The 12,372-nt window shown below is 61.9% G+C and carries 7 protein-coding genes; all 7 read right to left on the bottom strand.

Annotated elements, in window-relative coordinates:
• Nucleotides 1-9 precede the first annotated feature (9 nt).
• Nucleotides 10-5,724: a HAMP domain-containing protein gene (locus tag LB523_RS01325; protein ID WP_224600987.1), complete on the bottom strand. Its 5,715-nt coding sequence runs from the start codon at nucleotides 5,722-5,724 to the stop codon at nucleotides 10-12.
• A gap of 370 nt (nucleotides 5,725-6,094) precedes the next feature.
• Complete coding sequence (locus LB523_RS01320; RefSeq protein WP_095768634.1) at nucleotides 6,095-6,877, bottom strand: ABC transporter ATP-binding protein; 783 nt, start codon at nucleotides 6,875-6,877, stop codon at nucleotides 6,095-6,097.
• 10 nt (nucleotides 6,878-6,887) lie between these two features.
• On the bottom strand, nucleotides 6,888-7,751 hold the full coding sequence (locus tag LB523_RS01315) for an ABC transporter permease (protein WP_411962427.1): 864 nt from the start codon (nucleotides 7,749-7,751) through the stop codon (nucleotides 6,888-6,890).
• 28 nt (nucleotides 7,752-7,779) lie between these two features.
• Entirely contained in the window at nucleotides 7,780-8,781 is a 1,002-nt protein-coding gene (locus tag LB523_RS01310; RefSeq protein ID WP_224600986.1) for an ABC transporter substrate-binding protein, read from the bottom strand.
• Nucleotides 8,782-9,096: 315 nt separating this feature from the next.
• Nucleotides 9,097-9,828, bottom strand: coding sequence for a histidine utilization repressor (hutC, locus tag LB523_RS01305; protein ID WP_095768633.1), 732 nt, complete (start codon nucleotides 9,826-9,828; stop codon nucleotides 9,097-9,099).
• Nucleotides 9,829-9,858: 30 nt separating this feature from the next.
• Nucleotides 9,859-10,884 (bottom strand): zinc-dependent alcohol dehydrogenase, encoded by a 1,026-nt coding sequence (locus tag LB523_RS01300; RefSeq protein ID WP_224600634.1) that lies wholly within the window; start codon nucleotides 10,882-10,884, stop codon nucleotides 9,859-9,861.
• A 15-nt stretch (nucleotides 10,885-10,899) separates the two neighbouring features.
• Nucleotides 10,900-12,222: a histidinol dehydrogenase gene (gene hisD / locus LB523_RS01295; protein ID WP_224600633.1), complete on the bottom strand. Its 1,323-nt coding sequence runs from the start codon at nucleotides 12,220-12,222 to the stop codon at nucleotides 10,900-10,902.
• Nucleotides 12,223-12,372: the final 150 nt, after the last annotated feature.

Raw genomic sequence — 12,372 nt, 5'->3', positions numbered from 1 at the left:
GGCGTCCCGTCAGCTGACTGACCTAAGCAGATTGTGGGATGTCTCGCCCCGATCCCGAGAGCGACCGATCCAGACCCGCAGCAGTGCCAACAGCAGGTCGAGGTCGACAGGCTTGGCAATATAGTCGGAAGCCCCGGCTTCCAGGCATTTCTGCCGGTCCCCTTTCATCGCTTTTGCTGTCACCGATATCAATGGAATATGCGCGATGGAGGGTGTGTTGCGGATACTCCTCATCGTCTCGTAGCCGTCCATCTCCGGCATCATGATGTCGATCAAGGCTGCATCGACGTCGGCATTCTCCTCCAGCAACGCTATCCCATCGCGACCGCGCTCAGCGTGAAGGACTTCGATATCGTAGGTCTCAAGGACGCTCGTCAGCGAATAGATGTTTCGAATATCGTCATCGACGATCAGGACTTTCGCGCCCGCAAGATTCGACCTGTTGTCAGCTCGTTCGACACCTGCCCCGCTTTCCTCGCGCAGTCCTCCCGGAAGCGTCGCAGATATATGGAGAGCCAATTGAGCAAAATTCTCAGCTCGCGGGACTGAGGACAAAGCGGGATTCAACGCCAGCACCTGTTCAACTGCCTCCGAATGAGGGGCAAAAAACAGCAGCGGCGGAAGGCCGTCTGAAAACTGGTTGGTGAGTTCGTCAAGGGCCCGCGCATTATCCCTGGCAGACTTTCCAAGCCCAAGGACAACCGCATCGTATGAGGCGAGGTCGATGTCCTCCGCGGTTGCCGCGCGACTGATTGCAGTGACCGAGGTGACGCCGTCCCGGATCGTCTCGACCAGGGAAAGGCGGCGCTCGGGATCGGAGTCGGCCACGAGCACCCGGCGCTGGACGCGCAGGTTCCTCGAATGAATTTCCTGGAACACCTTCACCAGCTCCTCGGATGACACCGGTTTGGTTGAGATGCTCGATGCCCCTTTGCGAGCCAGGCCATCGATGTCTTCCGCTCCGGAAATCACATGAATGGGAATGCCGGCGGTCTTCGGATCATGGCGCAGCAGGTCGAAGAGCACCCATCCATCGATGTCCGCAAGGCCGAGGTCCAGCGTGATCGCGTCCGGCACCAGCTTGCGGGCCAGCGCCAAGGTTCCGGAGCCTGCGGTCGAAAGGACGCCTTTCAACCCGGCAGACCGTGCCAGGCCTAGCAGCAGACCGCCAAAGGTCGGGTCGTCCTCGACGATCAAAACGACCCTGTCTTGCGCCGATATAGCGTCGCGATCGTCCATCAATTCCGCCGACGGCAAACCGCTGGGCGCCGCTGTCGTCGCGATTGCCTCGGTGGCCGGAAGCAGTTCCGGCTGGCTGGCGGCGGCAACCCTGGGACCATCGATCGGAATGACCAGCGTGAACGTCGATCCTTTGCCGGGAATGCTTTCAACTCTTAGCTCACCGCCGAGCAAACGGGCGATCTCACGGCTGATCGAGAGCCCAAGACCGGTTCCTCCATATTTGCGGCTGGTCGTGCCGTCGGCCTGCTGGAACGCCTCGAAAATCAGTTTCTGCTTGTCTTCCGGGATGCCGATACCGGTGTCGGTCACCGCTATGGCAAGCGCTTTCCTGGGCAGCTTGGCGCCGTTGCGGCGTCCCGCCTTTTCCATTCTGAAACTCAGGCTGACCTTGCCTTCGGAGGTGAACTTGAAGGCATTCGACAGCAGGTTGAGCACGATCTGCTGCAACCGCTTCTCGTCCGTACGCACGGTTTCCGGAAGAGCGGGATCGACATTGATGGTAAAGCCCAGACCCTTGTCGGCTGCAAGCTGGCGGAACGTGCGCTCCATATGCTGTCGCAAATGGGCGACTGGCATATCGTTGATGTCGATCGAGACCGTGCCGGACTCGATCTTCGACAAATCGAGAATGTCGTTGATCAGGCTGAGAAGATCCGTGCCGGCCGAATTGATGGTGCGAGCAAACTCGACCTGCTTTTCGTTGAGGTTGCCCTGCTGGTTCGTGGCAAGCAGATTTGAAAGAATGAGAAGCGAATTGAGCGGGGTTCTGAGCTCATGACTCATGTTGGCGAGGAACTCGGATTTGTACTTGGAGGTAAGCGCCAGCTGCTCGGCTTTCTCCTCAAGCGCCCGGCGCGCCATCTCGATTTCGAGATTTTTGTTTTCGACCTGCTTCTTCTCATTCTCCAGAAGTTGAGCCTTCTCCTGGAGTTCCTCGTTCGTGGCGTGCAGTTCCTCCTGCTTTTTCGTCAGTTCGGTCTGGCGCGCCTGCAGCTCGGACGTCAGCAATTGCGATTGCTTGAGCAGGCCCTCGGTGCGCATTGTCGCCGCGATCGTGTTGAGGACGATGCCGACCGATTCCATCAGCTGATTGAGAAACGATTGGTGCGTGTCGCGGAACTCGCTGAAGGATGCGAGCTCGATGACGGCCTTGACCTCATCTTCGAACAAGGCAGGTAGAATGATGACGTTCGCCGGCGAGGCGCTGCCAAGCCCCGATGTGACGCGCAAAAAGTCCGGCGGAACATTGTCGAGCATAATGGCTCGCTTGTCGGCAGCACTTTGTCCGACGAGACCCTCACGCAGATCGAGGCGTTGCTTGATTGCCGCCTTGCTCTCGGCACCATAGGACGCCGCCAATTCCAGATAGGACTCCTCCTCGTCCCGATTGGTCACATAAAAGACGCCGTATTGCGCGTTCACAAGCGGAGCGAGCTCGGACATGATGAGACGCGACACCGTGGCGAGATCGCGCTCTCCCTGCAGCATGCGGGAGAAACGCGCGAGATTTGTCTTCAGCCAATCTTGCTCGGCGTTTTTCAACGTCTGATCCTTGAGATTGCGGATCATCTCGTTGATGTTGTCCTTGAGCGCGGCGACCTCTCCGGAAGCCTCGACGCTGATCGAGCGCGTCAGATCACCCTTCGTCACCGCTGTCGAGACCTCGGCGATTGCGCGGACCTGCGTGGTTAGGTTGGCCGCCAACTGATTGACGTTGTCCGTAAGATCGCGCCACAGACCGGCGGCGCCAGGCACGCGTGCCTGGCCTCCAAGCTTGCCTTCGATGCCGACTTCGCGCGCGACATTGGTCACCTGGTCGGCAAAGGTGGCGAGCGTTTCGATCATCCCGTTGATGGTGTCCGCCAGGGAGGCGATTTCGCCCTTCGCGTCCACAGTCAGCTTGCGTTTGAGATTGCCTTGCGCAACCGCAGTCACGACGTCGGCGATGCCGCGCACCTGGTTGGTCAGATTGGTGGCCATCAGGTTGACGTTGTCGGTCAGATCCTTCCAGGTGCCGGCCACGCCGCGCACTTCGGCCTGACCGCCAAGCTTTCCTTCCGTGCCGACTTCACGTGCGACGCGTGTCACCTCGCCGGCGAAGGAGTTCAGCTGGTCGACCATGGTGTTGATGGTCGACTTGAGCTCGAGGATTTCGCCCTTCACGTCGACGGTGATCTTCTTCGAAAGATCGCCTCGCGCGACCGCCGTCGTCACTTCGGCGATGTTGCGAACCTGGCCGGTCAGATTCTCGGCCATGGAATTCACGTTGTCGGTCAAATCCTTCCATGTACCGGCCACGCCTCGCACCTGGGCTTGGCCGCCGAGCTTTCCTTCGGTGCCGACTTCGCGCGCCACGCGAGTCACCTCGCCGGCGAAGGAGTTCAGCTGATCGACCATGGTGTTGATGGTCGACTTGAGCTCAAGGATCTCGCCCTTGACGTCCACGGTGATCTTCTTGGAAAGGTCGCCGAGCGCCACGGCCGTGGTCACTTCCGCGATGTTGCGCACCTGGCCCGTCAGGTTGGCCGCCATCGCATTCACATTGTCGGTCAGGTCCTTCCAGGTGCCGCCCACGCCTCTGACCTGCGCTTGGCCGCCGAGCTTGCCGTCCGAACCGACCTCGCGCGCCACGCGCGTCACCTCCGAGGCAAAGGAATTCAGCTGATCAACCATCGTGTTGATCACATCCTTGATCTGCAGGATCTCTCCCAAGGCATCGACGGTGATCTTCTGCGTCAGATCGCCGGTCGCGATCGCGGTTGCGACCTTGGACACGTCGCGCAACTGCACGGTCAGATTGCCGGCCATGGCGTTGACGTTGTCGGTCAGGTCTTTCCAAGTGCCGCCGACGCCTTCCACATGGGCCTGGCCGCCGAGCTTGCCTTCCGAACCGACCTCGCGCGCCACGCGCGTGACTTCGGAGGCGAAGGAGTTCAGCTGGTCGACCATCGTGTTGACGGTATCCTTGAGCTCGAGGATCTCGCCTTTGACGTCCACGGTGATCTTCTTGGAAAGGTCGCCGCGGGCGACGGCTGTCGTAACCTCGGCGATGTTTCGAACCTGGCCAGTCAGGTTGGCCGCCATCAGATTGACGTTGTCGGTCAGGTCTTTCCAGGTGCCCCCGACGCCCCTCACCTCTGCCTGCCCGCCGAGCTTGCCTTCCGTGCCCACTTCGCGCGCAACGCGCGTGACTTCGGAAGCGAAGGAGTTCAGCTGATCGACCATCGTGTTGATGGTATCCTTGAGCTCGAGAATCTCCCCCTGCACTGCCACCGTGATCTTTTTCGACAGGTCGCCCGAAGCAACCGCCGTCGTGACCTCGGCAATGTTACGCACTTGGCCGGTGAGGTTCTCGGCCATGGAATTGACGTTGTCGGTCAGGTCTTTCCAGGTGCCGGCGACGCCGCGAACCTGGGCCTGGCCGCCGAGCTTGCCCTCGGTGCCGACCTCGCGCGCGACGCGCGTGACCTCGGATGCGAACGAGTTCAACTGATCGACCATCGTGTTGATGGTGTTCTTGAGTTCCAGGATCTCGCCCTTCACGTCGACGGTGATCTTCTTGGAGAGATCGCCCAGCGCGACCGCCGTCGTCACCTCGGCAATGTTGCGAACCTGGCCGGTCAGATTCTCGGCCATCGAGTTCACATTGTCGGTGAGGTCCTTCCACGTGCCGCCGACGCCTTCGACCCGCGCCTGGCCCCCGAGCTTGCCTTCCGTGCCGACCTCGCGCGCGACGCGCGTCACCTCCGATGCGAACGAGTTCAACTGATCGACCATCGTATTGATGGTGTTCTTTAGCTCGAGGATCTCGCCCTTCACGTCGACAGTGATCTTCTTCGACAAATCGCCGGACGCCACCGCAGTGGTCACCTCGGCGATGTTGCGCACCTGGCCGGTAAGGTTGGTGGCCATGGCGTTGACGTTGTCGGTCAGATCCTTCCACGTGCCGGCCACGCCCTTCACCCGCGCTTGTCCGCCGAGCTTCCCCTCCGTCCCAACCTCACGCGCGACACGTGTCACTTCGGAGGCAAAGGAAGCCAGTTGCCCCACCATCGTGTTGACGATCTTGCCTATGCGCAGGAATTCCCCGCGCAGCGGGCGGCCGTCGATTTCGACCATCATTGTCTGGGAAAGGTCGCCTTTGGCCACTGCCCCGATGACGCGGGCCACTTCGGCGGTCGGTTGAACCATGTCTTCGATCAGGTCGTTGACCGACCTGACGCTTGATTCCCAGCTGCCGGTGGCATTGCGGACATGACCCCGCTCGCCAATTCTCCCGTCCTTGCCGACGACCCTGCTCAGCCGCTCAAACTCCTTCGTCACCTGATCGTTGAGTTCGACGATTTGGTTGAAGGCATCGGCAATATCGGAATCGATTCCTTCGTAGATGTTATCGATCCGGATGGAGAAGTCGCCTCGCCTGAAGGCCTTTAAGGAATTGAGAATCTGACGACGATCTAATTGCGCCCTTGATGCCTGCACGCTCACAGTGCCCCTCCCCAGTCCATCTGCTTTTGAAGAAACGGATGATCAGATGAAGTCCCGCCCTCGCGGCGAGGTATACAATTCGCCGCAAGCCCTGAAACGTGGTAGGGGCAAATTTGTTCCGATGTGCAGATCGAATCTTATCCGCACGCCGGCAAACTCTTAAAAATGCGCGAAGGCTCGCCCGTTATTTGGCTTGCTTTGTCCTTGGAATTGCTTGGCGTATTCCGCTCAATCGGAAGCTGCGACACCGCCGCTCGCGGGCTCTTGTCAATTTTGGCGAACCGCTTCGTAAGCTATTGGCCGATAACGATTATGTTAGTCGCAGAGGGGCGATACCGCAGGCGGCCGGCAAGGCCGGCTCGCCTCATGCCATTTCGGGGCGTCTTGAAGCTTCGCGGATCGCCTTGTGGACATTGCGCTGCAGGTCCATGAACTCCGCGCTTTCCATGACCTCTTCCCGGCGCGGGCGCTCTATGTCGACGTTGAAGGTTCGCATGATGCGTCCCGGGCCGATCCCCATGACGACGATGCGGTCGGACAGATAGACGGCCTCCTCCACGTCATGAGTGACGAAGAGCACGGTCAGCCGGTGCTCCTCCCAGATCTGCGTCAGCAGCTCCTGCATCTGGTGCCTGGTCAAGGCGTCGAGCGCGCCGAAGGGCTCGTCCATGAGCAGCATCTTGGGCCGATAGGACAGCGCCCGCGCGATGGCGACGCGCTGCTTCATGCCGCCCGACAGTTCCGACGGATAGAGATCGGCGCAGTGCGGAAGCTTGACGAGGTCGAGATGCTCGCGCGCGATCCTGCGGCAGGTCGAGCGATCATAGCCGGCGGCCTTGAGGGCAAATTCTATGTTCTGCTGCGCCGTCAGCCAGGGCAGCAGCGTGTAGGACTGGAAGACGACGCCGCGGTCGAGCCCGGGCTTGAGGATCGGCGAGCCGTCGATGTCGAGCTCGCCCGCGTCGAAATCCTGCAGCCCGGCAACGATCGACAGCAGCGTGCTCTTGCCGCAACCCGACGTGCCCACCAGCGAGACGAACTCGTTATCGGCAAGGTCGAGATTGATGTCGCGCAGCACCTCGGTGCGCCGCTCCCCGGTGCCAAAGCTCTTGTGGAGGCCTTCGATGCGAAGTTTGGGCACACTCATCGGCCGAACCTCATTGCGCGTGCCCTTCCTGCCGGAACAGCACCTTTCCCAGCGCCTTCATCACCTGGTCGGTGATGAGACCGAGCACGCCCAAGAGCAAGATGTAGCCGATGATGGTGTTCGTCTGGAAATAACGCTGCGACACGGTGATGCGGTAGCCGAGGCCGGATGTCGCCGCGACGAGCTCAGCCAGCACGAGCCAGGTCCACGCCCAGCCCAGGCTGATGCGCAGCGTGTCCCAGATGCCGGGCAAGGCGCTGGGCACCACGATGCGCGTCAGGATCTTGCGGTCCGGCAGGCCGAGCGTCCTGCCGAGGCCGACGAAATCCGTCGGAACCCGCTTCACATTGTCCATGATCATCAGGACCTGCTGAAAGAAGGTGCCGATGAAGATGATCAGGAACTTCTGGGCGTCGCCGGTGCCCGACCAGAGGATGGAAAGCGGCACGAAGGCGACCACCGGCATATAGCGGATGAAATCCACCAGCGGCTCTACGGCGGCTTCCCAGACCCTGAAGCTGCCGATCAGCACGCCGATCGGTATCGCCAGCGCCGAGGCGATCAGGAAGCCGACGGAGATGCGGTATATCGAGGCCTTGAGGTCCAGCCACAGCGTGCCGTCGCTCCAGAGCTTGCCGAGCTGTCCCGCCACGCTTTCCGGCGAAGGCAGGAAGATGGGCTTCACCAGCTCCAGGCCTGTTGCCGCCCACCAGGCGAGGCCTAGGCCGGCAAAAACGGCCACGGCGATCATCAGGAAACGCGACCGCGTGATGGGCGCGCCGATTCCGGAGGATCGGCGGCGCGGCACCGGTCGCGCAGCCGGTCCTTGCGCGGGGCCGGATTGGCTCGTTTTGGCGGCACGCTGCTCGGACATCCGCGCTACCACCGCGACGCAGCCTTGGTCATTCCGCGGCCTTGACGAATGACGGGTCGATCATCTGCTCCGGCGTCACGTCGGCCTGGAGCAGCCCGGCATTCTTGGCGGCGGCTTCGACATCGGCGAATGTCTTGGTGGAGAACTCGCCGGTCAGAGCGCTCTTGTTCTCGGCGAGAGAATAATAGCGCACGCCGTCGAAGGCCGTGTTGAGGTCCTCGACACTGGAACCGACGGCCTTGGAAATGATGGCGCGGCCACCGGCGGTATCGCCGTTGTAGTCCTTCAGGGCCGCATCCCAGGTCTTGATCATGGCAAGCACCTGGCCGGGCCGCGACTTGATCACCTCGTCGCGCACCACAAGCACGTCGCTGATCAGGCCGGGATCCTCGCCGGCGGTGAAGAGCAGCTTGACGTCCTTGTTCTGCGCCCTGGCCGCGGTGAGATAAGGTTCGTAGGTGACCGCGACCGGGACCTGTCCGGCAATCAGCGCGCTGCCGGCGTCGGCCGCCGGCATCGGCACGGGCTGCACATCGGCGATGGACATGCCGTTCTTGGCAAGGGCGTATTTGAGCAGGATGTCGCTGGTCGTGCCCTCCTCGAAGGCGACCTGCTTGCCCTTGAGGTCGGCGACGGAGGAAATATCCTTGCCGGCGATCATGGCGTCGGCCGTCATGCTGACGTCGAGCAGCAGCACGATTTTCACCGGCAGGCCCGCCGCAACCATACCCATCGCGGTATGGGTCGCGATGTTGGCGGCATCGAGCTGGCCGCTCGCGAGCGCGGCATTGATGTCCTTGTCCTCGGCGAAGTTGACGATTTGGACGTCCGACAACCCACTTGCCTTGAACAGGCCCTTGGCCTCGGCGACGTGCCACTGGCCATAGCCGAGCCATGGCTCGATGCCGATCTTGAAGGTGCCCGCTTCAGGCGCCGCGGGAATGGCCGTGTCGGCGGCATAGGCCGCCGGAGCGATTACGATGGCGGCGGCCACGGCGAGTGCACGAAATTGTCCTGCTAGGTTACGCATCATCTCTGTTCCCCTTTATGATCGCGCCGCTCTTTGAACTGCATATCCGGCTTGGATGAGAATGCGGGCTTATGCTCTTGCGGCACTGTGCCTCGGCGTCTTACCTGCCGCTTCAACGGAAGCGCAAGGATACTCGACGTCGGCGGCGGTGAATGTCAAGACTAAAATACATACATGCATATACAAGTTGGACGGGTTGGGTTCGCAACTTTCGGAACATCAGACCGCATTCGTTTGCCGCATGGCGTTATGGCCGATCGCATCCAGGAAGTCCGTCACGCGATTTGCGCCGGAACAGGGCTCGCCATGCCTCGATCAGCCGCTTTTGGACGGAGAGTACCGGCTGCCGAGCGAATAGCGGCTGCCGACATAGGTCAGCTTGCTGATGGTGGCGACGATCGCTCCCGTCCACGTCCGGCGGTGCAGAAGCAGGCAGCAGCTGCCGGCATCGATGCCTAGATGCCGCGCCGTCTCGGCATCGGCTGGGATGGCCGAGATAATGTGCTCGACCTCGGTCACCGGTGTTTTCTGCATCAGATAGTCGTAGGTCGCGGTCTTGGAAAAATCCTGCTTGTCGTAGTCGGGTATCAGGCTCGGATTGACGAAGCGCTCTTCCAGTTGCACAGGCAGATCGTTCTCGAAATTGACGACGACGGAGTGGTAGACCGACGAACGCCTGGCGAACTCGAAGGACAGCGCAAGCTCCTTTTCCGGCATGATTTTTTCGAGGACGAGAACCTCGGAACGGTGCTTGTTGCCGCGTGCCAGGATCTCGGCCGCGATATTGTTGATCTCGATCAGGGCCGATTGCGGCCGCGGCGGCGCAATGAATGTTCCCACGCCCTGCAGCCGGATCAGAAATCCCGCCGAGGTCAGTTCCCGCAAGGCACGGTGGATCGTCATCCTGGAGACGCCAAGCGCTGCCACGAATTCATTTTCGGACGGCAGCTTGCGGTCCTTGCTCCACCGGCCGGTTCCGATGTTCGTCAGGATGTAGTCCTTGACCTTCTCGTAGAGGGGACTGGCCGTATCGGGCAGAGTGTTCATTTCAGATGTCCTTTCCGGCAAGCACGGAAATCAGGAATGCTCAAGGGATTGCCGCATCCGGATGATTGTTTTCAAGCCGTCGCCCTGGCCTTCCAGCAGCCGCCGGTAGGTTGCGGGGACGTCATCCAGGCCGATCTCGCGGTCAATCAGACTGATCAGCGGCTCGCTCAGTTCACCCAGCATTCGGATGGCATCGGGAAGCTCGTCGGCGAAGGCGTGGCAGCCCAGCAACGCGATCTCCCGCTCGACCAGCATGTTGGGGTCGATGTCGAGCCGGCCGTGGAAGATGCCGACCATCGCAATGGTGCCGCCCGGGCCGAGAACACCCAGTAACTGACTGAGCGCGGCGACGCTGCCTGTCGCCTCGACGGCCGCGAGCAAGGGGGTATTCGCAGTCGCTGAGGCGATGGCGTGCGCGTCTAGATCGACGATCGTGGCGCCGGTCACGCGCGCGACGCGAGCGCAGCGGCCTTGGTTGCGGTCGGCGATCAGCACGGTGCCCGCTAACGTCCGCGACAGCAGCAAGGCGGCAAGGCCGCCGATGGTCCCGCAGCCGAGGACAAGCACCGAGCCTGCTGTTTTCGGCAGGCGCCGTACCGCGTGCAGCGCAACGGCGAGCGGCTCGGCCATCGCCGCCACCCGCACATCAAGCGCGGCATCGACGCTATGCAACAGTCGCGCGGGGAGCACGACCTGTTCGGCAAATCCGCCGTCGCATATTTCGCCGACGAAGCCTAGCGAGGTGCAGAGATGGCGCCTGCCGGCACGACATTGCGCGCACTCTGCGCACCAGAAGCGTGAATCGGCGACCACCCGGTCGCCAATGGCGATGGTGTCGACGCCCTCACCCACGGCCATCACCGTGCCCGTCAATTCATGGCCGGCCGTCGAAGGCGAGCGGCTTATCCATTGGCCCGTGCGGAAATTGTGCAGGTCGGAACCGCAGATGCCCGCGGCGTCCACCTTGAGCTTCACCCAGCCCGCATCGGGGACGCCCGGGGCGGCGATATCCTCAACGCGCAAGTCGCCAGGCCCGTAAAGTCGCGCGGCCTTCATGGTCTTCGCTTCCGCTCAGACCGAGAGATAGCGGCTGCGGATTTCCGAGACCGCGTTTTCATGCGAGCTGAAGCCTTCGTAGCGGGCGAGCCTGCGCGCATGCCGGGCGAGTTCCGGATAGGCCGCCGACGTCACATAACCGACTGACGAGCGCTTGACGAAATCCGTGACCGACAGCGGCCCATACGTGCGCGCCCACCGGCTGGTCGGCAACACGGCATTGGGCCCGAGGACAAAGTTGGCGAGCGTCACCGGCGTATGTGGACCCATGAGGATCTCGGCCGCTTCGGTGATGTGCCCGAGATGCGCGAACGGTTCCTTCGACAGGATCTCGAGATGCTCCGGAGCGTAGTCGTTGATGAAGCGATAGCTGTCTTCCAGCGACGCGGTCAGCACGATGCCGCCGCGCTTTCCGGTCAGCACAGCGCGCGAGAATTCGACGCGCTGTTCGGTCATGCGGGACCAATGCTGCGGCAGCGCGTCAAGCGCGGCCTCGGCGACCTTGCGGCTGTGCGTCACCAGATAGGCCGAGGAATCCGGCCCGTGCTCGGCTTCGATCAAAAGGTCCAGCGCGGCAAGGCCGCCATCGACGCTGTCATCGGCAAAGATGATGGCTTCGGAAGGGCCGGCCGGAAGGCCGGTGTTGATGACCGAGGACAGCAGGCTCTTTGCCGCCACCACCCAGGGACTGCCCGGCCCGACGATCTTGACGGCGGGCTTCACCGTCTCGGTGCCATAGGCGACAGCAGCGACCGCCTGGGCGCCACCGCATTTGTACACGGTCTCGACGCCGGCGAGGCGTGCGGCAACCAGGGTCGCGGCATCGACGGATCCATCGGAAGTCGGCGGCGTCACGATCGCTATCTGGGGCACGCCGGCAATCACAGCCGGGACCGAGGTCATCATCGTCACCGACGGGAAGGCGCCCTTGCCGCGCGGAACGTAAAGCGCCACGGAGGCGATCGGGGTGTATCTGTCACCTGCATAGGCGCCCGGCCGGACTTCCTTCAGCCACATCGTTTCCGGACGCTGCTCCTCGTGGAAATGCCTGATGTTCTCGATACCGAACCGGATGCTCTCCACGACATCCTTTTCGACCTTGTCGAATGCCGCGTCGAACTCCGCTTCCGAGACCTTGAGCCCGCCATCGGCCACATCGGCCTTGTCGAGCTCGCGCGCGAACCGAAGCAGGGCCGCATCACCTTCGGTCCTGACCGCCTCGATGATCGGACGGGCTTTTTCGATGAAGACCGAAAGATCGGCTTCGGCGCGCCTCAACAGGCTGGCCCGCCGGTCGGCGTCGAGGGTCGACAGGTCGTGGAAGCTGATATCGGACATGGCTGCTCCTTCTCCCGGAACGCAGTGGCGGTTGGCGATGGCCGGTCACACGCCTGGAAGACCTTTGAGACCGGCAATACGAGGCAAGGGCCGCAGGTGGAACATTGCCAGCCCATAAAGTATATACATGTACGTATAACAGCTGCCAGC

This window comes from Mesorhizobium sp. ESP-6-4 (assembly GCF_020164735.1).
Lineage (GTDB): Bacteria > Pseudomonadota > Alphaproteobacteria > Rhizobiales > Rhizobiaceae > Mesorhizobium.
Note: the sequence above shows the minus strand (reverse complement) of the source record. Positions and strands in the feature narration are given on the sequence as shown.